This window comes from Psychroserpens mesophilus (assembly GCF_000826645.1).
Lineage (GTDB): Bacteria > Bacteroidota > Bacteroidia > Flavobacteriales > Flavobacteriaceae > Psychroserpens > Psychroserpens mesophilus.
In genome coordinates this window covers 41,777-66,128 of sequence record NZ_JXJP01000013.1, presented here as the reverse complement: position 1 = coordinate 66,128, position 24,352 = coordinate 41,777, and the positions used below count along the sequence as shown (strand labels likewise).

The window sequence follows — 24,352 nt, the reverse complement described above, 5'->3', positions numbered from 1 at the left end:
ATAGATGTAATTTAACTCAAATTTTAGATAATGAATTTTTCCTCACTTTTAAATGGCAAAACTTGCCTAATTGTTCTGCTTTTTTTGAACAGCTTTTTAATGTCTTTTTCTCAAAATACGGATGATATTGATTCTCAAAATATCGATTATACTGATAATTTTTGGGATCATGTTAGATTTGGAGGTAGTGTTGGCTTGAGTTTTGGAGATGGTTTTTTTAGTGGAACAATAGCTCCAATTGGTATGTATCAGTTTAATTCGAAGTTTGCTACAGGTGTCGGACTCAATGCTACATACAATAAGCAAGACAATTTTTTTAAATCTACAATTTTTGGTGCTAGTGTTATTGGATTATACAATCCGATAAGAGAATTACAAGTCTCTGCTGAATTTGAACAGTTAAACGTTAATCGAAAATTTGAAGATTCAAGATTTGAAAATGATAATTACTGGTATCCAGCATTGTTCATGGGAATAGGTTATGGCAACCGAAATGTGACTTTCGGCATTCGATACGATTTGCTTTACAGTAGAGAGAAAAGTATTTATGCCGATCCTTATATGCCTTTTGTAAGGGTTTTATTTTAAGCGTATGTATGGCGAAACCAAACCTTTTGCCACTCGCGTTGTAAGATTAAAAACATGACATCTTCTGATAATTTTAAAGTATCACTGCCATCAAGTTGTTTTATTTTATGTTCAGCAACATCAACGATGTAAAGGAGGTTGAGGTAGTCTGCAAACTTCTCTTGTATGAGTTTAAATATAATTTCATGAAGCAAATATTTTAAACTCGAAGGCAAAATGGTATCTTCAAAATCAAGAGCAATATTTGCCAATAAAAAATCTTTATTAATTTGTTGTATAAATTTTGAATAGAGCTCTAAACTTTCAGCTTCTGAGATTAAATCATCAAACGATTGTGGTAATTGCATTATACATTTCTGGTCATTAAATTAGTTCCAAAGGTCTTTAATATGTGTTTATTTTCTTCTGAAATTTTCAAATGCTCTAAAACTGAAAATGCTTTTTTCGTATAATTTTCAATCTCTTTTTTTGTGGCTTCTGCCGATCCGCTAGATATAAAATAGTGCTTAACCGTATCTATTTTTTCGCTTGGGTCAGACGGATTTACACTGTACAAATGCTCTAACTGTCGTTTGTCTTCTGCACTGGAGAAGTTTAAAGCATTCAGGTAAAGATAAGTCTTTTTATTTTCGATAATATCACCTCCAACTTGCTTTCCAAAAGTTTCTGGATTGCCAAAAGCATCTAAATAATCATCTTGTAACTGGAATGCGATACCCAAATTTTTACCAAATTCATACATCGAATTTTGACAACTTTCTGAAGCTTCAGCAACAATAGCTCCCATTTTCATGGCAGCACCTACTAAAACAGCAGTTTTATATTCAATCATTTTTAAATATTCTGGAATGGTGACATCATCACGCGTTTCAAAATCAACATCATATTGTTGTCCTTCACAAACTTCAAGTGCTGTTTTGCTGAATAATTTTGCTAAACTCTGAAACACTTTCGGCTCATAATTTTCAAACAACTGATAGGCCATTATAAGCATAGCGTCTCCAGAGAGTATCCCAGTATTGATATCCCATTTTTCATGAACGGTTTCCTTGCCACGACGTAAAGGCGCATCATCCATAATATCATCGTGAACCAAAGAAAAATTGTGAAAGACTTCAACGCTTAAAGCGGCATCAAGTGCTTTTTGATAATCACAGCCAAAAATTTCAGCAGTCATTAAGGTTAAAGTCGGTCTTAAACGTTTACCTCCAAGCTTAATTATATAATATATCGGATTGTAAAGCGAGGTAGGTTCTTTAGGCTTTATAAACGTGTCCAAATGATTCAAAAAAGCCTCTTGATAAGATTGTATGTTCTGCATTGTACAAAAATAATGTAAATGCCTAAATCTACAATCACACTTTAACTATATGTTAAAAAAACCATAAAACCAAGGAAACTATTTTTGTTTTTAAAGTTTCCTGTTGTAGATTTGCACTCAAATTATGAGAGAACAAATTATACATAAGTCGGCTGAGCTATTTTTAAGTTTAGGATTCAAAAGTGTTACAATGGATGATATAGCTAGTGAAATGGGTATTTCAAAAAAGACGATATACGTGCATTTTGAAAACAAAACCAAATTAGTTGAAGCTGTAACATTTACCCTCTTTTCGAATATTTGTGATGGAATTGATTGTATTTGTAATGCATCACACAATCCTATTGAAGAATTGTATGACATTAAAATGTATGTGATGAATTATTTGAAAAATGAAAAGACATCACCTCAGTTTCAACTCAAAAAATATTATCCTAAAATATACCAAATTCTTCATCTTAAACAATTTGAGAAGATGCATGAATCTGTAAAAGAAAGCATTCAAAAAGGTGTAGATACTGAGCTCTTTAGGTCAAATATCAATGTAGATTTTATTTCCAGAATGTATTTTAATGGGATGACAGGAATTAAGGATGATACTATTTTTCCAAAAGAAAAATATACTATGGAATATCTCATGGAAAGTTATCTCGAGTATCACTTAAGAGCTATCGTAACGACTAAAGGAATGACCGTATTAAATAATTTTATTAATAAGAATCAATCATAAATCATGAGACAATCACTCATTCTATTTATAAGTATAATCACTATGTCTATAGGCTATACTCAGGAAATTTCTAATAGTTTGTCGCTAGAAGAAGCTATAGCCTACGCTTTAGAAAACAATAGACAATCTAAAAATGCGAGTCGAGACATAGATGCTGCCATAAAACAAAAGTGGGAAGCCATCGCATCAGGTTTGCCACAAATAAATGGTAACGTAAGCTATATTAACAATATAGAGCGTCAATTTCCTGGAATCGATTTTAATAATGATGGCTTTATAGATATTGGTGCAAAGCAAAATATCACGCCTTCAGCCACTTTAAACCAACTTATTTTTGATGGATCTTATATTGTAGGGCTGCAATCTGCAAAAGTGTTTTTAGAAATTTCAGAAAATGCCAAGGTAAAAACCGATTTAGAAGTCAGAAAATCTGTTATTAATGCTTACGGAAATGTATTATTAGCTGAAGAAAGTTTAAAAATTTTCGAAAGAAATGTTGATGTCTTAGAAAAAAATTTAAATGATATCACAAAAATTTATGAAAACGGACTAGAAGAAGAAGAAAGTGTAGAACAACTCAAAATCACACTTTCAAGCGTTAAAAGTAATCTAAGTAACACCAAAAGATTAAAAGATTTGTCCTATCAGATGTTAAACATAACCTTAGGTTTAGACATTAATAGTGATACTATATTAACAGATAATCTGGAAACACTTGCTCTAAAAAACATGCAATTAGAGCTTTTGGAAACTAATGAGGATGTAAAAAATATCATAGATTTTAAGATTGCAGAAAATAATAAAGTATCTAAAGAACTTTTAGTGAAACTGGAACAAAGTAAATCACTTCCAACATTAAGCGGATTTTTTACAGGATCGTACATAGGCAATAATGAGAAGTTTCGATTTTTTAGTAATAGTCAGCCATGGGTCGGAACAGCAGCTTTTGGGTTAAATTTAGATATTCCAATATTTGGTTCTGGTCTTAAAAGCGCTCGTACACAACGTGCCAAAATAAATTTAGAAAAATCTGAAGATGATTTAATCGAAACCGAGCAGATGATAAAATTACAAATTGCATCTTCTAAAAGCGAATACAAGTTTGCTATTGAAGATTACGAAAATAAAAGAGAAAATTTAAATCTTGCTGAACGTATAGAGACTAAAAATCAAACTAAATTCTTTGAAGGCATTGGTTCTAGTTTCGAACTTAGACAAGCACAAACTCAACTATATACTGCACAACAAGAGTTTTTACAAGCGATGTTAGATGTGATTAACTCTAAGGCTGAACTAGAAACCATTCTAAATACACCAATCAATTAACAAAAACATACCCAATGAAACAAATCATAACATTTGCATTTATAACTCTTTTTATTTTCTCTTGTGGAGGTGATAAACATAAAAGTGTTGAAGATATTATTGCTTCAGGCAACTTAGAGCAAATCAGACAAAAGAAAATCGAGCTTGATGCTCAAAAGCTAGAATTAGAAAACCAATTGAAGCAATTAAGTGTTAAAATTAAAGCATTAGATCCTCAGGAGAAAATTCCTTTAATCACCACGTTTGCTGCAAAAGAAAGCGAGTTCGTTCATTTTGTTGAATTGCAGGGAAGTGTCGATACAAAGAAAAATTTGTTGATTTATCCTGAGTATTCAGGTGTATTGACAACCGTTTTTGTAAAAGAAGGTCAAAACGTTACCAAAGGACAAACCTTGGCAAAAATTGACGATGGAGGTTTAAGTCAGCAAGTTGCACAATTGCAAATTCAAGCCGATTTGGCCAAAACAACTTTTGAACGTCAAAAACGGCTTTGGGATCAAAATATTGGTAGTGAAATTCAATATTTACAGTCTAAGTCAGCTTACGAGTCACAACAAAAGGCGGTAAATCAACTTCAACAACAAGTCGCTAGAACACTTGTAAAAGCGCCTTTTACAGGAACTATTGACGATGTAATCACTGAACAGGGAAGTGTTGTTGCTCCTGGTCAAGCCTTGTTTCGTATTGTAAATCTTGATGACATGTACATTGAAACAGATGTGCCTGAAAGCTATATTACATCAGTCACTGAAGGAAAAACAGTGAAAGTAGACTTTCCGGTTTTAGGAACGACTATGGATGCTAAAATTCGTCAGGCAGGTAGTTTTATCAATCCGGCAAACCGAACATTTAAGATAGAAGTTGCAGTTCCAAATACTGATAAAAATATTAAACCAAACCTAACGGCTAAATTGAGAATTAATGATTACACCAATGATAAAGCCATTTTAATACCATTAAGTATTATTTCAGAAAATGCTGAAGGAGAACAATATGTCTATACAATTTCTAATAAAAATGACAGTATTGCTTCAGCTAAACGTACCATTATTACTACTGGTAAAACCCAAGGTGATGATATAGAAGTGCTTTCTGGCTTAACGAATAATGATGAAATAATTCAAGAAGGCGCACGAAGTGTAAAAGACGGACAAGAAGTGAAAATTCTTCGAATGGAATCGAACCAAGCCAGCAACTAAATTTGGCATCAAATGAGCAAGAAAAAGAAAAAAGTAGATAAAGAGTTTGTACTGTCGTCTTGGGCAATTAATAACAAGACCACCATGTATGTGCTAATTACTCTAATTTTAATATTAGGTACAGGTGCGTATTTTAGTATGCCTCGTGAGAACTTTCCTGAAATTAAGGAAACTAAAATTTATATCAGTTCGATTTATCCTGGAAATACTGCTGAAGATATTGAGAAGTTAATTACTGATCCTATCGAAGATAAATTGAAAACCGTAAGTAATGTCGTTGAAATCACTTCAACATCTCAAGAAGATTACTCTATTGTTATTGTTGAGTTTGACGAAAAAATTTCTGTTGAAGCTGCTAAACAGAAGGTTAAAGATGAAGTAGATTCGGAAACAGCTGGAGAAGACTGGCCAACTTTTAATGGTGCAAAAGTTGAACCTAATGTTTTTGATTTGAGTATGTCTGAGGAAATTCCAATTTTGAATATCAACATTTCTGGTGATTATCCTGTTGATAAACTGAAAGAATATGGCGAATATCTTGAAGATGAAATAGAAAGTCTTTTGGAAATCAAGCAAGTAGATATTAGAGGTGCCCAGGAAAAAGAAGTTGAGGTTGCCGTAGATATTTACAAAATGATGGCTGCACAAGTAAGTTTTAGTGATATTATTAATGCCATTAACAACGAAAATATGACCATGTCGGCAGGAAATTTGATTTCAAGTGGACAACGTCGTACCATTAGAATTCTTGGTGAAATTGAAGATCCAAAAGAGCTTGAAGATTTTGTAGTTAAAAGTGAAAAAGGGAATTCAATTTATCTAAAAGATATCGCGAAAGTCACGTTTAAAGATGAAGATAGAACCACCTATGCAAGAGAGTTTGGAGCACCTGTGGTGATGCTCGACGTTAAGAAGCGAGCTGGTGAAAATATGGTGGCTGCTGCAGAAAAAATTCAAACTATTGTTGATGCTGCTGTTGCAAGCAGGTTTCCTCCAGATTTAAAAGTGACCATAGCCAATGATCAATCTGAAAAAACGATTGGCCAAGTTGATGATTTAGTGAATAATATCATTTTTGGAATTATTTTAGTAGTTACCGTTTTAATGTTCTTTTTAGGATTTAAAAACGCCTTATTTGTCGGATTCGCCATTCCAATGTCAATGTTCATGTCATTGATGATTTTAAACCTTTTAGGATATACCATGAATACCATGATTCTCTTCGGATTAATTATGGGTCTGGGAATGTTAGTAGATAATGGTATCGTCGTTGTAGAAAATGTTTACAGGTTAATGGAAGACGAAGGCATGAGTCGCGTTGAAGCAGCAAAGAAAGGAATTGGCGAAATAGCATTTCCAATTATTATATCTACGTTAACTACAGTTGCTGCCTTTGTACCACTTGGTTTATGGCCAGGAGTTATGGGGCAATTTATGATTTATTTCCCAGTAACGCTGTCGGTAGTTTTAGGCTCTTCTTTATTTGTGGCTATCTTTTTCAACTCTGTGTTAGTATCGCAATATATGACCGTTGAAGACAAAGAAATGCCTTTGAAGCAAATCATAAAAATTACGAGCATTATCGCTGCTACTGGAATATTGATATTGATTTTTGGAGGAGAATATAGAGGTTTAGGAACCTTGATGATTGTGACTTCAATCTTACTTTGGGCTTACCGTTTATTCCTTAGAAAATGGGCTAATAATTTTCAGACTAAAACCTTACCCAAACTAGAGAATTTCTACGAAACCACACTGAGAGTTGCCTTGTCAGGAAAACGTCCTGTACTAATTACCATCGCAACTGTGATTTTATTATTTATTGCCTTTGGAGGATTTGGTGCTTCTATCGGGAGTCAGCGTACAAAAGTGGAGTTCTTTCCAGATAATACGCCAAATCAAATCATTGTTTATATAGAGTATCCAGAAGGTACTGACATTCAAAAAACCAATGCCATCACTAAAGATATAGAACAGCGAGTTTACAAAATTTTAAACGATCCTGTTTATAAAGATGGTGATTATAATTTCTTAACTGAAAGTGCTGTTTCTCAAGTAGGAGAAGGCGCAGGAAATCCTCAAACTGATGGTGGTTCAGCCGCAGAGATGCCGCATCGAGGAAAGATTACGGCAACAATGCGTGAATACAAATATCGTAAAGGAGCAGATAGTCATGAATTACTGAAAAAAGTTCAGGATGATTTAGATGGTATTTATCCAGGTGTTGCTATTTCAGTAGAAAAGGATGCTGTTGGACCACCTGCAGGTTATCCAATTAATATTGAATTAGAAGGAAAAGATTATGAAGAACTCATCGCCACGGCCGAGCGTATGCGTGATTTTATAAACACTAAAAACATAAGGGGAATTGAAGAATTAAAAATTGATGTCAACCGTTCAAAACCATCAATGCAAGTGAATGTTGATCGTAAAAAAGCTGGTGAATTAGGGATTTCCTCAGGGCAAGTTGGACAACAATTGCGAAATTCAATTTTTGGTGCAAAAGCAGGAATTTATAAAGAAGCTGGAGACGATTATGATATTTATGTGCGTTTTAATGAAGAAAACAGATACAATAAAAGTGCCATTTTTAATCAGAAAATCACCTTTAGAGATATGGCTTCTGGCCAAATTAGAGAAATTCCGGTTTCTGCTGTCGCTAGTCAAAGTAATTCTTCGGGATTTAGTGCCATTAAACATAAAGACGTACAGCGTGTTGTTACTGTATATTCTGCCTTAGCGGCTGGCTATACTGATGCAGGTGCAATTGTATCTGAAATTCAGAATGAAATGAAATCTTTTGAAGGGAAACCTGAAGGCGTTAAAATTGATTATACGGGACAAATTGAAGAGCAAAACAAGCAAATGGCCTTTTTGATGTCTGCTTTTTTTATCGGACTCGGACTTATATTCTTTTTATTAATCTTTCAGTTTAATTCAATTTCAAAACCTGGAATCATTATGTTGGCTATTTTCCTAAGTTTGATAGGTGTATTTGGCGGATTAATAATAACTGGTAGCGCGTTTGTAATTATGATGACCATGATGGGAATCATTTCTTTGGCAGGAATTGTTGTGAATAATGGTGTGGTTCTTTTAGATTATACGCAACTTTTGGTTGATAGAAAGAAAATTAAACGAAATCTGGATAATGATCAGTTTCTTGAAAAAGAAGATTTATTAGAAGCCATTATTAAAGGTGGTAAAGCAAGATTGCGTCCTGTGTTACTTACAGCAATTACAACCATTTTAGGATTAATTCCGCTAGCAACCGGGTTAAACATCAACTTCTTTACTTTATTTAGTGAGTTCGATCCAAACATCTATGTTGGTGGAGATAACGTGATTTTTTGGGGACCATTGGCATGGACAGTTATTTACGGATTATTTATTGCAACCTTTCTTACATTGGTTGTTGTGCCCATATTATTTTACCTGGTGACACGTTTTAAAATGTGGATTAAAGGTGCTAATTCAACAACAGAAGTTGTGCCTAAAGAAACATTTAATATGGATAAAAGAATTGAAACTCAATTCTAACAGAACACATTGAGTTATTTATCAATGTGGAAGAACCTTTTATGGAATGAAAAAGGTTTGATTAATAGCGGAAGAAGCCATAACGTAATGTTATGGCTTTTTCATTTTTATAGTCCGTTAACTTGATTAAATTTGCATCTTTAAATACCTGAGCATTAAGTGAAGGTGTCATTCAATTTTTTACTATGTACAGAAGTCATAATTGTGGTGAATTAAGAGCATCACACATCAATACAGAAGTGACCCTTTCAGGTTGGGTTCAAAAATCAAGAGATAAAGGATTTATTGTTTGGGTAGATTTACGTGATCGTTACGGTATCACACAATTGGTGTTTGATGAAGAACGCACATCTAAAGAAATGATGCAGCAAGCTCAAGAGTTAGGTCGTGAATTTGTAATTCAGGTGAAAGGAACTGTGATTGAACGTGCCTCTAAGAATCCAAACATTCCAACTGGAGATATTGAGATTTTGGTTTCAGAATTAACGATTTTGAATGAAGCTAAATTACCTCCTTTTACAATTGAAGATGATACCGATGGTGGTGAAGAACTACGTATGAAGTATCGTTATCTTGATATTCGTCGTAATCCAGTAAAAAACAGTTTGATTTTCAGACACAAAGTTACTCAGGAGGTTAGAAACTATTTATCAAAAGAAGGATTTATTGAAGTAGAAACACCTTACTTAATTAAATCAACTCCTGAAGGTGCTCGTGATTTTGTAGTGCCTTCTCGTATGAATGAAGGGCAGTTTTATGCTTTACCACAATCACCTCAAACGTTTAAGCAATTACTTATGGTTGGAGGCATGGATAAGTATTTTCAAATTGTCAAATGCTTTAGAGATGAAGATTTACGTGCCGATAGACAGCCAGAATTTACTCAAATTGACTGCGAAATGGCATTTATAGAGCAAGAAGATATCTTAAATGCTTTTGAAGGTTTAACGCGTCATTTATTGAAAGAAGTTAACGGCGTTGAGGTCGAAAAATTTCCAAGAATGCTTTATGACGATGCGATGCGTCTCTATGGAAATGATAAGCCAGACATTCGTTTCGGAATGGAATTCGGAGAGTTAAACGAGGTTGCTCAACATAAAGATTTTGCTGTGTTTAATTCTGCTGAATTAGTTGTTGGAATCGCAGTTCCTGGTGGCAATAGTTATACGAGAAAAGAAATTGATAAACTTATCGATTGGGTAAAGCGTCCGCAAGTTGGTGCTTTAGGAATGGTGTACTGTAGATGTAATGACGATGGAAGCTTTAAATCTTCCGTTGATAAATTTTACGATCAAGACGATTTGGCAAAATGGGCTGAAAAAACTAGGGCTAAACCAGGAGATTTAATTTGTGTGCTTTCAGGAGTTACTCATAAAGTAAGAGCACAATTAAGTGCTCTTCGTATGGAATTAGCTACGCGTTTAGGCTTAAGAGACCCTAAGACCTTTGCACCACTTTGGGTGATGGATTTTCCGCTTTTAGAATGGGATGAAGATACAGAGCGTTACCACGCGATGCATCATCCGTTTACATCACCAAAACCTGGTCAGTTAGAATTATTAAAAACAAATCCAGGAGCCGTAAAAGCTAATGCTTACGATTTAGTGCTTAATGGCAATGAAATTGGTGGTGGTTCAATTCGTATTCACGATAAAGAAACACAAGCTTTAATGTTTGATTATTTAGGTTTTTCACCTGAAGAGGCAAAAGCACAATTTGGGTTCCTTATGGATGCTTTCCAGTATGGAGCTCCTCCTCATGGTGGACTCGCATTTGGATTGGACAGATTAGTGGCTATTCTTGGCGGACAAGAAACGATTCGGGATTTTATTGCCTTCCCAAAAAACAATAATGGTCGAGACGTCATGATTGATGCTCCTGCTCCAATTGATGATGAACAATTAAAAGAGTTGAGTTTAAAACTCAACTTGAAATGATAAATTAAAAATCCTGCTTCTTGCAGGATTTTTTAGTAGATTTAATCAATGCAAACACAGTCCATCATAAGACGTATTTTATTGCTGAGATATAAATACATTTCACAAAAAAACTTTGTGTTTTTGTTGGCTATGCTTATTGGTTTGTTGTCAGGTTTAGTGTCTGTAACCATTAAAAATATTACTTACGGAATCGAATGGATGCTAGACCATCTTGCTATAGTGTCTAGAAATAGTATTTACTTTATTTTACCGGTTATCGGGCTTTGGTTAGTGTACCTCTTTGTAAAATATGTGTCTAAACAAAAAGTCGAGCACGCCATACCAAGTATTCTCTTTTCATTGTCTAAGAAGAATGGACTACTCAAACGAAGTAAAATTTATTTACCCTTAATTACAGCACCAATCACTGCTGGTTTTGGAGGTTCTGTTGGGTTGCTTGGTCCTGCAATAGCTTCTGCATCTGCTGTAAGCTCTAATATTAGTCAGTTGTTTCATGTCGATAGAAAAACAAGAACCTTATTAATTGGCTGTGCTGCAGCTGGAGCTATCGCCTCTATTTTTCAATCGCCAATCGCAGCTATTATCTTTGCCATTGAAGTATTTAGTCTTGACTTAACGTTTGCATCGTTATTACCTTTATTAATTGCTTCAGTATCTTCAGTTTTAACCTCTTATTTTTTTGTTGGAAACAGTGTGCTCTTAAATTTTAATGTGTCAACACCTTTCGCTTTAAGAGACACTTTGTTTTTTATCATTTTAGGTATTGGTACAGGAATAGCCTCAATCTATTTTTCAAAAATCTATTTTGCAGTTTATAAATTTTTTGAACGCTTTAAAACTAGCGGACAAAAACTTATTGTAGGAGGTTTGACTATTGGTGTGATGCTCTATTTTATTCCGCCACTTTATGGTGAAGGTTTTGGATTTATAAACGATTTGCTCGATGGCAATCATCTACACGCTTTAGGAAAAACTCCTTTTGATGATTACTTAAGTAATATTTGGGTGGTTATTGCCTTACTTATCGGTATTACAATATTTAAAGCAGTAGCGATGACCACAACTTTTGCTGCTGGTGGCGCAGGAGGAATTATAATTCCTACAATGGTTATGGGAAGTGCGTTGGGAAACGTGGTAGCAAAAATTATTAATAACATTGGCTTAGGATTTCAGGTATCAGAATCAAATTTCACACTTATTGGTATGGCAGGATTAATCGCAGGAGTACTTCATGCACCTTTAACAGCTATTTTCTTAATTGCAGAAATTACGGGTGGTTACCAGCTATTTGTTCCTTTAATGATAACCGTATCGATGTCTTTTATTATTACTAAAAACGCCATAGATTATACCATATATACCAAAGAGCTTGCCGAAAAAGGCGCTTTATTAACGCACGATAAAGATCAATCTGTTCTAACCTTAATGCGCTTAGATAGTGTAATAGAACAAGATTTTACAGTTCTTTATCCAGAGATGACTTTAGGAGAAATGCTGCATCAAGGTGTCGCCAAATCCAGTCGTAATTTATTTCCTGTGGTGAATATTTATCGTCAGATGGTTGGTATTATTTTACTAGATAATATACGAGATGTTATGTTTGATCAAACGCTTTATGAATCAACTACGGTTGAAACGTTTATGCATAATCCACCAGAACATATTTATTATGAAACAGATTCCATGAAAATGGTCATGAAAAAGTTTCAAGATACAGGTGCCTGGAATCTTCCTGTAATTAAAGATGGAATTTATTATGGCTTTGTTTCCAAATCTAAGCTCTTAACAGCCTACAGACGAGAATTGATTAATTTTACATCTTAATGAATTCTATGAGTGTAATACAGTGCAACCGAAATCTAACATAGATCACAAACTAAATAGCTTTAGACCATGTTTGATGTCACCAATTAAAACAATTTAATTAAAGACAATCCTATGATGAAATATATAATTCTTATAGCCTTTTTAGCCTCTTTTGGAAGTATAGTCTGTGGTTTTTTACTTGAAGTAGAGTATTCTCAAAAGCTTATTGGTTTTGGAGTTTTAGGACTTGCGGTCGTTGTTTTCCCTTTATTCTCTTACCATCGCTGGAAAGATAAAAATGTTAAAGATTATATGCTGACCAGAGAAAACTTAGATAAAATGCGAGAAAATCAAAAGGAGAAAAAGTACTAGATAATAGACTGGGGCTTGATTTATTTACGACATTCTTAAAAAAGTGTTTTTTAATTTGTTTATTTTCAATAATTTAAAAAATTACAATAAATTAACACATGGCATCATTTTATGCCGTACATTTGTATCTTAATTAACATATATTTTTATTACAATGACTGGAACAGTTAAATTTTTCAATGATTCAAAAGGATTTGGATTCATTACCAACGACGAAACAGGAAAAGACATTTTCGTACACGTATCAAACCTTAATGGTGTTGAATTGCGTGAAGGCGATAGTGTAGAGTACAACGAAGAAGAAGGAAGAAAAGGGATGGTTGCCGCTAACGTGCAAGTTCTCTAAGAATATACTTTATTACAGTTTCAACGTCTAACGAAAGTTAGGCGTTTTTTTTGTGTAATTTTTTGGGCGTTCCCACAAGGGTCAGGCTCTCGGCAGTCGCTTTTTTACTGTCGCCTTGAGCGTAGTCGAAAGGTCTATAAAATAGTAAAAAGAGCTCCAACAAAGCCTCCATCCTTAACGCAAATTGCAACTTAGTTCAAATTTCGTTTTTCAATAAAGAAACGCTTCAGTAATTCGGATGCTTCATCAGCTAAAACGCCACGAATTACTTCAGTTTTAGGATGAAGTGTTGTGCCTAAAGTTTTAAATCCGCGTTGATCATCACTGGCACCATATACAATCTTAGAAATCTGACTCCAATACAAAGCACCTGCACACATCTGGCAAGGTTCTAAGGTGACATATAATGTACAATTGGTTAAATACTTTCCGCCTAAAAAATTAGCAGCAGCAGTAATGGCTTGCATTTCAGCATGAGCAGTGACATCGTTTAATAATTCTGTGAGATTATGAGATCTGGCGATAATTCTATCATTTATCACAATCACTGCGCCAACAGGAATCTCACCTTTTTCAAATGCACTTTCAGCCTCAATTAAGGCTTTTTTCATAAAGTACGTATCGTCAAACGGGTTTTCCATTTATGAGGAGAATTCTTAATCAAAAATACAATTTCAAATGGTACATTTGTAATGGAATGAAAAAATTATTAGATCATATTAATTTTCCTTCAGATTTAAAACTATTAAATCCAGATGAGTTGCCACAGCTCGCTCAAGAGTTGCGTGACTTTATTATTAATATAGTAGCTACTAAGGAAGGACATCTTGGCGCAAGTCTAGGTGTTGTAGAATTGACTTTAGCTTTACATTATGTCTTTAATACACCTGAAGATTTATTAATCTGGGATGTTGGACATCAAGCGTATGGCCATAAAATACTAACAGGTAGAAAGGATGTATTTCATACCAATCGCCAGTTTGGTGGTGTTAGTGGATTTCCTAAACGTGATGAAAGTGACTATGATGCTTTTGGTGTCGGACATTCGTCAACGTCTATTTCTGCTGCTTTAGGAATGGCTATTGCATCCAGACTTAAAGGAGAAGACAAACATCATATCGCTGTTATTGGAGACGCATCTATTGCTAGCGGAATGGCCTTTGAAGGATTAAATCATGCAGGTGTAACTGATGTTAATTTATTGGTGATTTTAAATGACAACGCTATTGGTATCGATCCAAGTGTTGGTGCTTTGAAACAATATTTAACCAATGTTAAAACAGGAAAAGAAAAGCAAGACAATGTATTTGAAGCACTCAATTTTGATTATTCAGGACCTATTGATGGTCACGATTTAACTACGCTAATTTCAGAATTGGAGCGCTTGAAAACAGTTAAAGGACCAAAATTTTTACACGTCATAACAACCAAAGGAAAAGGTTTAAAGCAAGCTGAAGCTGATCAGGTCAAATACCATGCACCTGGAAAATTTGATGCTCTAACTGGAGAAGTTCCTTTAAAATCTAATACCAAACAACCGCCAAAGTTTCAAGATGTTTTCGGACATACTATTGTTGAATTGGCAAAAGAGAATAAAAGAATCGTTGGTATAACGCCAGCAATGCCAACAGGGAGTTCTTTAAAGTTTATGATGGAACGATTTCCAGAACGTGCTTTCGATGTTGGTATCGCAGAACAACATGCAGTTACGTTAGCTGCAGGAATGGCTACCCAAGGCTTAATTCCTTTTTGTAATATCTACTCTACGTTTTTACAGCGTGCTTACGATCAAGTCATTCACGATGTTGCGTTACAAAACCTTCCTGTAATTTTTTGTTTAGATCGTGCAGGTTTGGTTGGTGAAGATGGTGCAACTCATCATGGCGTGTTTGATTTGGCGTATTTAAGATGTATTCCTAATTTAATTCTGTTTGCACCTAGAAATGAAATAGAGTTACGTAACATTATGTTTACAGCTCAATTAGGATTAAATCAACCAATTGCCATCAGATACCCTAGAGGAAGGGGTCAAATTATGGATTGGAAACAACCGTTTTCCAAAATTGAGATAGGAAAAGGAGAGGAATTAAAAGCAGGGAATAGTGTAGCCATTTTAAGTATCGGAACCATTTCAGAGATGGTTACTAATTCGTTGGAAAATATCGAAAATAGTGATGCTTTTGCTCATTATGATATGAGATTTTTAAAGCCTTTAGATAAAGATTTGTTACATAAGATACTTCAAAAATATAAACGTATAGTTACCATTGAAGATGGAACTGTTTCTGGAGGATTTGGTAGTGCAATTCTCGAATTTGCATCCAAACACGATTATAAAAATACCATACAAATAATAGGTATTCCAGATGCGTTTGTTGAACATGGAAGTAAAGAAGAATTACAACAATATTTGAATATTGATGAATCCAGTATCTGCGAGATATTGAATACTACTCTTGAACTTGTAAATCGGTAGTCGCTATGTCAGACTGATCGCTTGTATTGTATAATTCAACAGAATTTTGATGTTTTGCAGATTTATTATTTGCGATATCATTTAACATAATTAAAAAGGCTAAAGTCACAAAAAAGATAACAACAATAAATTGGGCATTTTTTCTCATGATAGTAGGTTTAATGATTTGGGCTTATCAATATAAGTAATAATAAAGATTAAATGCAAATATAATCGACGAAATGCATTAAATAAAAAAGGGAACCGCTATGGTTCCCTTTTTTATTAGTATAACAAGTATATGTTATTTAATAATAATTTTCTTTGTTTCGACCACATTACCAACGCTAATATTTACAAAGTAAATCCCAGAATCCAGATTTAAATGCAGTTTATTTCTAGAATTAGACATATTGATTTTAGTGGTGTGAACTTTTTGTCCGTTAATGTTATAGATGTTCACATCAGCATCTCCAAGGTTGCTCTTAGAAGCTACAGTTATTTGACCATTGGAAACTGTTGGGAATATTGCAATTAAATTAGAATCCAGCTGACTTTCAAGTACGCTCAAAGGAGCAGCAGTAAACTGACTTGTAAACATGCCTCTACCATGTGTGGTTGCTAAAATGGTATTATCAGAAGTTCTTAAATCAAGATCTAAAACGGTCACATCACTCATTCCATTATAAGCTTGAACCCAGTTGGGATTAGTTACCGTATAGTCATCAGTTACCCAAACACCGAGTTCGGTACCAATAATGACTTCTTGAGGACGCAAGGGATTTTGTAAAATACATTTCACAGGTAAATCTGGTAAGTTTCCTTCAAGACTTCTCCAGTTAGCACCTCCATTATTAGTAAACCACACACTTTGTACTCCATAATTGTGCATGGTTACAAAAAGTTCGTTTTCATTCTCCCCAAATTCTATATCAGAAACACTTCCGATAAACGTCGGACTTCCAATGGTGCTGAAAGTAGGAGCACTATCGGCATTTATAACTTTTAAAAGTCTTCCGTTTTTTAAGCCAACAATTAATGTAGCTGTATTTGTTGGAGAAACTCCTCCAGTTGAATATGGATTCAATTTAAATGCAGATGGAGCAGAATTAAGTAGTGGATCAGAAAGAAATGATGAATTTAAAAGTGTTTGATTATTAACATTGGTGTATCTTCCTATTCTTCTATTTGAACCTGAAGTAGCGTTTGTATATAATACATTTCTATTATCATCAAGTTCTGCTTGATTTATAAAATCTCCACCTGCTGCATTTACAATGGTGTAAACGTTCGAATTCACATTAGGATAATCTGAAAAAATATGGACTTGACCTGGATATGAAGTAATAAGATAGGTTCCATCTTTACTAATCTCTGTGTAAGCACCATCTCCAGTTCTTGGATCAACAAAAGCATTTGCACCAACTCCAGCATCAAATGTCATTTGTGTACCATTATCTTGAGTTCCTCCTGCAAGGTCATCACCATCTAAGATATCAACCTGATTAATATCTCCATAGTAAAATTGTACTGTGTTGTAATCTCTATTTCTTGCCTGAATAGCGTTTGTATTTCCAGGATTTGAATTAGCCGCAAAAATATCTGGAGAATAATATACGCCTCCATCATTTCCAAAGACAGCCTCTGTTCCATTGGTACCAGGTCTAAAAACTATGGCGTGTTGATCTGCATGAACTAAAGGTACTTGTAAGCTACTTAAGAGATTATTGTTTGACCATTTTGAGATTTGGTCCCATGAAATTCCAAAGTTAGTTGACCTGTACAAATCTATTCCGCCTACATACAAGTTATTGTTTTCATCTGCTTCAATAGGTAAATCGTAAAAGGCTTGTCCTCTTGTATAATCATCGTCAGGTTGACCAGTATCCACGGGATTTGGCTCTGAAGGTAAGGCACTTACGGTTGAAAATGCATTGTTTGTGAAAAACAAATCTGCGCCACCTCTATTAACTGCAACCCAAAATAAATTTGCATTAGTTTGAGACGCTTCTAGTTCAGTTCTTGCTGCACCAGTAATTGTAGCTTCAAGTGTAAAAGTAACTCCGTCCGTCGACTTATAAATATCTCCTCCTGCATCTCCAAAAGGAGTTCTCGTAGTAGTAAACCAAATATTATTGTTGATATCTAGCTCAATATCACAAGGATTTTTAAAGTTATTATTAGAATGTCTTATATCGAATCTATTCCAGTTTGCACCACCATCATTCGACTTATATAAGCCCATTTCATCTAAGCTATGAAAGTTATTAGGACTATTTGCAGAGTCGTAAGAAGCACTCGAAATTGCTGCATATATTTCTGTAGTTCCACCATTGTCTCTTGCAACGATATCATTCACATAGAAAATACCGTTGATGTCTCCAGTTGCTGAGCTAAAGCTATCATATCCTCCTAAGATATTGGTCCAAGTATTACCTGCGTCTGTTGATTTCCAGACGCCTCTTCCTACCGCTTGACCAGTAACAAAGGATTCACCAGAAGCTATGTAAAATGTATTTAAATCGTTAGGGTCGAAAATAATTGCGGTTACAGAAATATTAGCTTGAATATTTACTTGAGTCCATGATGAATTAGGATCTGTAATATCATCATTAACCCATAAACCTCCTGAAACACCTCCCGCAAATACGCGTGTATAGTCATCAGCTGGATTTGCATTTCCTACATCATTAGGATCAAACATAATACCTCTTGTACGTCCACCTTGATCATTAGGCCCTCTGTCAATCCAAGGATTATTAGCATCTCCTCCAACACCTCTGTTCAAAGCCGATCTTTGAGATCTTAACTCTGCCTGAACAGTCATAACTCGCTCTGGCATTGGTTTTCCTGTTGCAGGATCCATAGTCAGTTCCCACATTTGTTCGTTATAAGCATTTGGTGGTAAACCTAAGGCCTTTCTTTCAGCTCTTGGCAGCATTTTAGTTTCTTTGAAGGGACTATTTTCTAAATACTCTTCGTGCTGCTGTCGTAATTTTGCAATGGCATCTTGTTCTTCAGTGTTGTTATTCAACAATAATATTGCAACAGAAGACACTATTACAATTGAAGTAAAAATTAGTAATTTCTTTTTCATCTTTTTCAATTTTTCTTTTTTTAATTATAATGGTTTCCTTTTAATTTATTAAACGTTAATATGGCATTTCTATCAGACAGTTTAGAGATGTAAAAGCATACAGACAATAAATTGTCGTACATATCATCTTTTCTTAAGTCTATATTTTTAGGAAAAACTTTCAAAATTAATTTATCAAAACTAGAAGACGACCCAGTAAAGTTGTTTGAAATAGCAGTCGTAAAGATGTCTAAAAGCTCATTAATAACTTTAAAACCTGCAATTTCTTTATCAATAACGTCTTTAGATTGATAAATATTTTCTACACTCAGTTTAATAATATCTTTAATTTGTGCTTCATATTTGCTATGATCTAAGAGTGCCTTAGAATATATTCCATTTAAAATATCTTCTTCATTCGCCATAAATATGTCTACAGCTTCACTAATTAATGTGTTAATTGCGAGTGCTCTTAAGTAACTTACCCTGTCTTGAGTGGTAGCTAAAGAGTTGTATTTTGTGGTGTTTATAGTAGCCCTTACGAGGTTAATTAAATATTCAAGAGCATATTCTTCTTGAATTAAACCAAGATTTATTCCATCTTCAAAATCGATAATCGTGTAACAAATATCGTCTGCAGCTTCTACTAAAAAAGCCAGAGGATGTCTGCAAAAACTGATATCATTTTCGGCACCTCTTTTAATTAAACCAAGTTCTTTAGCAACATCTAAAAAAGCTAGGGTTTCGCTTTGAAAAAAACCATATTTTTTATCTGCAATGTGCGAAGTAGGTTTTTTGGGGAGAGATTCTTTTGGGTATTTCATAAAAGCTCCCAATGTGGCGTAGCTTAATCGCAATCCGCCCTCTCGTCCTTGCCTGCTTTCGGTTAAAATTTTAAATCCGTTGGCGTTGCCTTCAAAATCACAAAGATCTTGATATTGCTTTTCGGTTAGCTGATTTCTGAAACGTTTGCCTTTACCCGTTTTAAAAAATTCGCCTATGGATTTTTCACCACTATGCCCAAAAGGAGGGTTTCCAATATCGTGAGCTAACGATGCTGCAGCTACAATAGTTCCAAAATCGTTTGCTCGATAACCTAAAGAGTCTTTAAGATGTGGATGTTTTTCCAGAAGCTTTTGTCCAACTTTTCTTCCAAGAGATCGTCCTACAACACTAACTTCTAAACTATGTGTTAATCGTGTGTGAACGAAATCGGTTTCAGATAATGGGATGACTTGCGTTTTATCTTGAAGGCTTCTAAATTCTGAAGAAAAGATAATTCGGTCGTAATCAACCTCAAAGCCCAAGCGCGTTTCATCCTGCTCTTTTCGTAACCTTTTATGTGTGTCACCAAAGCGTTTAAGAGATAAAAGTTGTTCCCAATTCATAGTAAATTTTTAAGACTATGCAAGATAACACTTCAATGTTAAATTATCGTTTCCTTAGAATAAAAAAAAGAAAGATCTCATAACGTTGCCATAACTTTTTTATCATTTAGGTTTAACTTCTAATTAACCTTGACTTTACACAATGACAGTTTCTTTGCACCAACAAATTAAAACGAATAATGAGAACATTTGTACTACTAACCATATTGTTTTTTACATCACTGGGATATACTCAAAATACGGGGTCTATTGCTGGAAAATTAATTGATAAAGAATATAATAATGAACCTTTAGCATTTGGTAATGTACTAATTAAAGGAACAACTACTGGAACAACATCTGATATTGATGGTTTATATAGTTTTGACAACTTATCACCAGGAACCTATATTTTGGTTTTTAGTTTTGTTGGCTATGAAACTCAGGAAATTACAGTTGAAGTTGTTGCGAATAAAGTTACAGAGGTTAATGTGCCAATGGGAGCAAGTGCTGCATCTTTAGATGAGGTTATCATTACGACTACAACTAGAAAAGAAAGTGAAGCAGCATTGTTATTAGACCAGAAGAAAGCGGTAGAAATCAAACAAAGTATTGGAGCTCAAGAATTGTCAAGAAAAGGTGTTGGTGATGCAGGTGAGGCTGTATCTAAAATATCGGGAATTTCTAAGCAAAGAGGTTCTAGTAATGTATATGTAAGAGGTCTCGGTGACAGATATCAAAATACAACAATGAATAACCTGTCTTTGCCTTCAACAGATGTCAATAAAAAGAATATTGATTTAGATTTATTTTCAACAGATGTTATTGAAAATATTTCAGTAAGTAAAGCCTATACGCCTTCATTTTATGGTGATTTTGCTGCTGGAAACGTCAATATCAATTCAAAAGAATATACAGGGAAAGGTTTTTTTAATCTATCCTTAGGATCTGGTGTTAATTCTAATGCCATAGGAGAAGATTTTGTTAGAAGTGAAGGCACCAGTTATTTCGGATTCTATAATAGGTATGATAATAATCCTTTTGCAATTGTACTGTCTCATGGAGTTGATCCTGAAGCATCCGAAAGTCAGATAAATTTTAATGGTGCAGTTGAAGGAGGTTATTCTTTCGACTTTGACGAAGATACGCGATTAAGCTTTTTTGCTACGGCTAGTTTTTCAAACGGTTCTGAATACAGAGAAGGTGTAGCACGTGATTTTACTAACGTACTCAAAGTGGATTATCCAAATGTTTCTGAATATGAATATTCTACCACAACAACAGCTTTATTGAATACAACGTTTAAAATAGATAACTATAACAAAATCAATTTTAACTCTTTATTTATAAACAGTTCAGGTGATGAGGTTGGATATTACGGAACACAAGGTCAAGGATTTAATAGAGATGGAATTGCAAGTGTAGATCCAAACGATATTGGGTTTTACACCATGAACGTTCAGTTTAATCAAGATCGTGTTCATGTCAATCAAATTTTAGGAAACCACAAAAGTGTAGACGAAACGTTTGAACTAAATTGGGGATTTGGATACAACAAAGTGTTTTCTAATGAACCTGATAGAAAACGTATCAGCTTAGAAAACTATCAATTTGCTTTAGACACAGATCCCAATACAAATCCGGTATTTTATACCAATATTCCCTTTGATAATCAACGTTTTTTCCAGAGTATTGAAGACGATGAGTATAATGCATTCCTTAATTTAGAATATAACGTTTCAGAAAACGTAAAACTGAATTTTGGATATAATGGAAGAACTAAAGAAAGAGGCTTTAATAGTATTCGTTATGGTTATGACATTGTAGATAGAAACGCAACACCTATTCTTGATGTTAATAACCTGAATACCATTTTTAATGTAAACAATATTAATATTCCTGATGGTTCTGGTTTATATGATGTGATTGTATTGAATCCAATAAACAATGATATTGGAAATACGAACAGACCAGGTTTGCCTGAAAACACCTATAAAGGAAAACTAAACATTCATGCAGGTTATATCAATGCAGAACTATCTGTTGGTGATAAATGGTTATTTGTTCCAGGTATTCGATTAGAATCATTTCAACAAGATATCACGTATGATGTAATTAACATCAGACAAGATGATCCAGGTTTCAGAAGTGTTTATGAAAATTTAATCTTACCAAGTTTAAATATTAAATACGCCTTAACTGAAGATTCAAACTTGAGATTTGCTTTCAGTAAAACAGCATCATTACCTGAATTTAAAGAAGTAGCACCTTTTGTTTATGAAGATGTAACGGTTAGATATGGTGGTAACCCAGATTTATTAGGAGGTGTTGATGGTAACGGACCTACATATTCGGAAATCTACAATTTCGATTTAAAATACGAATGGTTTATGAGTACTGGAGAAATAGTATCCTTAGGAGCATTTGCAAAACAAATTAATGATCCTGTTAACAGAGTTGTAGCTGCTGATGCTACAGGAACTCAGCGTTATTTCAGAACGGGAGAGTCTGCTGATGTAGTCGGATTAGAACTTGAATTACGTAAAAATTTAACGATAAATGAAAATGAAGATCCAGTATTAGCTTTTGGATTTAATGGATCATATACATTCACTGAGCAAGATTTGAAGGATATCTCAGGAACGTTCGGAACAGCATTCAATAGAAGTACAGAGGAATTAGAAGGCGCTTCAAAATGGGTGTTCAATACAGATTTGTCATACAGTCCAACAATTAAAAACTTTAAACCTACGGCAACTTTAGTCGCGTCTTATTTTTCTGATAGGATTTATTCACTAGGATCAGGTAGCTTAGGAAACATTGTTGAAAAATCGGTCCCAACATTAGACTTCGTATTTAAAAGTCCGATTACTGAAAACTTAGACCTAAGTATTTCTGCAAGAAATTTATTAGATCCAGATGTTTCTTTAGTAAGAGAAGGAACAGGAAGTGGAGATATCACGATTAGCGAATACAACATGGGTGTCAACTTAGGAATGTCACTTAAATATAAATTTTAATACATATATAATTATTGAACTTAATACTTAAACTTTAAAACAATGAAAACCAATTTATTTTATTTACTAGCTTTTGCTTTAATCTTCATGGGTTGCGAAAGCGATGATACATCAGATATTATTATCAATGATAATAGTATAACTAACAATGGCGGAAGCACAAGTAATCCAGGAGCTATCTCATTAGCGGGTGTTTATACTTCTGATTTAAACCTAATTGCCAGTGAAGAGTATATCATCTCTGGTCCATTATTAATAACATCTGGTGCAACACTAAATATACCAGCAGGAACGACTATTAATGTTGAGCCTGTAGGTGTTAATGCTTATATCGCAATTTTACCTGGATCAAAAATTGAAGCAGTAGGAACAGCTTCAAACCCAATTGTATTTACTTCTAATGCAGGTAATCCTGGATCTGGAGATTGGGGAGGCATTGTGATTTGTGGTAATGCACCAATTAACTCTACTGCAGATGGATCTACAGATACAGCTACTACTGAAGTAGGAGGTTTGTCTTACGGAGGAAATAATCCAAATGATGATTCAGGGACATTAAAATATGTACGTGTTGAATATGCTGGTGGAGCGATTGATGGAAACGCAGAATTAAATGGAGTGTCTCTGTACGCTGTTGGAAACGGAACTGAAATCGATTATGTACAAGTTTATAAAGGATCAGATGATGGTTTTGAATTTTTTGGAGGAACGGTTAACGCTAGTCATATAGTGGTTACTGATGCTGAAGATGATTCAATTGACTGGACAGAAGGGTTTACAGGGACTTTGACAGATGTGTATATTGTTCAAAACGCTGGTACAGATCACGATAGTGGTTTTGAGTGTGACGGTTTTAATACTGATTTTTCTAATGAAGCTGGCTATTTCTCACGACCAACGGTAACTAATGTAACTGTTATTGGTGATGGTGACTCTGGTCGTGCTTTCAGAATGAGAGCTGGTTCAAGAGGAATATTTTCAAATGTAACTGTAGATAACTTTGGTAGAGGCATTGTTATTGAAGATGACGAGCCTGGAAGTGCAACAAGTGCTGGTGTAGTTAGTGGAGACTTGTCTTTTACTGATATTTCTTTCACAGCATCAGTAGGAACTCCATATACTGGAAATGATTTAGAAAATGCAGTTACTGAGGCTGATGTTATTCTTGGTAGTGCAGCAAATGCTACAGGAACTAACTTTGCAACTTGGGGAGCTGGTTGGACAAATAATAACTAAGGTTAATTAGTTTTAATTTTACATATAAAA

Annotated in this window: 18 protein-coding genes; 12 read left to right on the top strand and 6 right to left on the bottom strand. The window is 34.4% G+C overall.

Translation table 11 applies throughout. The features are described from left to right. Nucleotides 1-99 precede the first annotated feature (99 nt). Nucleotides 100-588 carry a hypothetical protein gene (locus TD18_RS10595; protein ID WP_052461133.1) on the top strand — a complete coding sequence of 163 codons (489 nt, stop codon included), beginning with the start codon at nucleotides 100-102 and terminating at the stop codon, nucleotides 586-588. On the opposite strand, the gene TD18_RS10590 is transcribed toward TD18_RS10595, so the two are convergent. Both TD18_RS10590 and TD18_RS10585 read right to left on the bottom strand, forming a co-directional pair. Next, nucleotides 585-935, bottom strand: coding sequence for a hypothetical protein (locus TD18_RS10590; protein ID WP_040252351.1), 351 nt, complete (start codon nucleotides 933-935; stop codon nucleotides 585-587). The genes TD18_RS10595 and TD18_RS10590 overlap by 4 nt on opposite strands. After that, the gene (locus TD18_RS10585) at nucleotides 935-1,909 is read right to left on the bottom strand and encodes a polyprenyl synthetase family protein (protein ID WP_040252349.1); all 975 of its coding nucleotides are present in this window, start codon (nucleotides 1,907-1,909) and stop codon (nucleotides 935-937) included. The genes TD18_RS10590 and TD18_RS10585 overlap by 1 nt, the downstream gene beginning before the upstream one ends. 124 nt (nucleotides 1,910-2,033) lie before the next feature. On the opposite strand from TD18_RS10585, the gene TD18_RS10580 reads away from it, so the two are divergent. From TD18_RS10580 to TD18_RS10545, 8 genes are all read left to right on the top strand, one after another. Then, entirely contained in the window at nucleotides 2,034-2,639 is a 606-nt protein-coding gene (locus tag TD18_RS10580; RefSeq protein WP_040252347.1) for a TetR/AcrR family transcriptional regulator, read from the top strand. Between the two features lie 3 nt (nucleotides 2,640-2,642). After that, a complete protein-coding gene (locus TD18_RS10575; RefSeq protein ID WP_040252346.1) occupies nucleotides 2,643-3,965 on the top strand; it encodes a TolC family protein in 1,323 nt (440 codons plus the stop codon). 14 nt (nucleotides 3,966-3,979) lie between these two features. Next, complete coding sequence (locus TD18_RS10570) at nucleotides 3,980-5,164, top strand: efflux RND transporter periplasmic adaptor subunit (protein WP_040252343.1); 1,185 nt, start codon at nucleotides 3,980-3,982, stop codon at nucleotides 5,162-5,164. Nucleotides 5,165-5,176: 12 nt separating this feature from the next. After that, complete coding sequence (locus TD18_RS10565) at nucleotides 5,177-8,704, top strand: efflux RND transporter permease subunit (protein WP_040252342.1); 3,528 nt, start codon at nucleotides 5,177-5,179, stop codon at nucleotides 8,702-8,704. 185 nt (nucleotides 8,705-8,889) lie between these two features. After that, nucleotides 8,890-10,641, top strand: coding sequence for an aspartate--tRNA ligase (gene aspS, locus TD18_RS10560; RefSeq protein ID WP_040252340.1), 1,752 nt, complete (start codon nucleotides 8,890-8,892; stop codon nucleotides 10,639-10,641). A 48-nt stretch (nucleotides 10,642-10,689) separates the two neighbouring features. Next, a complete protein-coding gene (locus TD18_RS10555; protein ID WP_040252338.1) occupies nucleotides 10,690-12,468 on the top strand; it encodes a chloride channel protein in 1,779 nt (592 codons plus the stop codon). Nucleotides 12,469-12,582: 114 nt separating this feature from the next. Next, complete coding sequence (locus TD18_RS10550; protein WP_316931628.1) at nucleotides 12,583-12,822, top strand: hypothetical protein; 240 nt, start codon at nucleotides 12,583-12,585, stop codon at nucleotides 12,820-12,822. 154 nt (nucleotides 12,823-12,976) lie between these two features. Then, on the top strand, nucleotides 12,977-13,168 hold the full coding sequence (locus TD18_RS10545; protein ID WP_040252334.1) for a cold-shock protein: 192 nt from the start codon (nucleotides 12,977-12,979) through the stop codon (nucleotides 13,166-13,168). 191 nt (nucleotides 13,169-13,359) lie between these two features. On the opposite strand, the gene TD18_RS10540 is transcribed toward TD18_RS10545, so the two are convergent. Then, on the bottom strand, nucleotides 13,360-13,809 hold the full coding sequence (locus tag TD18_RS10540) for a nucleoside deaminase (RefSeq protein ID WP_040252332.1): 450 nt from the start codon (nucleotides 13,807-13,809) through the stop codon (nucleotides 13,360-13,362). A gap of 56 nt (nucleotides 13,810-13,865) precedes the next feature. Between TD18_RS10540 and dxs the strand changes: the two genes are divergently transcribed. Continuing rightward, nucleotides 13,866-15,644 carry a 1-deoxy-D-xylulose-5-phosphate synthase gene (gene dxs, locus TD18_RS10535; RefSeq protein ID WP_040252542.1) on the top strand — a complete coding sequence of 593 codons (1,779 nt, stop codon included), beginning with the start codon at nucleotides 13,866-13,868 and terminating at the stop codon, nucleotides 15,642-15,644. Here the strand turns inward: dxs and TD18_RS17215 are convergent. The 3 genes from TD18_RS17215 to dgt form a co-directional block, all read right to left on the bottom strand. Then, on the bottom strand, nucleotides 15,619-15,792 hold the full coding sequence (locus TD18_RS17215; protein WP_160289466.1) for a hypothetical protein: 174 nt from the start codon (nucleotides 15,790-15,792) through the stop codon (nucleotides 15,619-15,621). The two genes, dxs and TD18_RS17215, sit on opposite strands and share 26 nt — an antisense overlap. A gap of 135 nt (nucleotides 15,793-15,927) precedes the next feature. Further along, entirely contained in the window at nucleotides 15,928-18,720 is a 2,793-nt protein-coding gene (locus TD18_RS10530; RefSeq protein ID WP_040252330.1) for a T9SS type A sorting domain-containing protein, read from the bottom strand. Nucleotides 18,721-18,740: 20 nt separating this feature from the next. Beyond that, nucleotides 18,741-20,087 (bottom strand): dGTP triphosphohydrolase, encoded by a 1,347-nt coding sequence (gene dgt / locus TD18_RS10525; protein WP_040252328.1) that lies wholly within the window; start codon nucleotides 20,085-20,087, stop codon nucleotides 18,741-18,743. A 179-nt stretch (nucleotides 20,088-20,266) separates the two neighbouring features. Here dgt and TD18_RS10520 point away from each other — a divergent pair, with 179 nt between their 5' ends. Together TD18_RS10520 and TD18_RS10515 are read left to right on the top strand one after the other, a co-directional pair. Next, entirely contained in the window at nucleotides 20,267-23,086 is a 2,820-nt protein-coding gene (locus TD18_RS10520; protein ID WP_040252326.1) for a TonB-dependent receptor, read from the top strand. 42 nt (nucleotides 23,087-23,128) lie between these two features. After that, complete coding sequence (locus TD18_RS10515) at nucleotides 23,129-24,322, top strand: hypothetical protein (protein WP_040252324.1); 1,194 nt, start codon at nucleotides 23,129-23,131, stop codon at nucleotides 24,320-24,322. The last annotated feature ends 30 nt before the right edge of the window (nucleotides 24,323-24,352 follow it).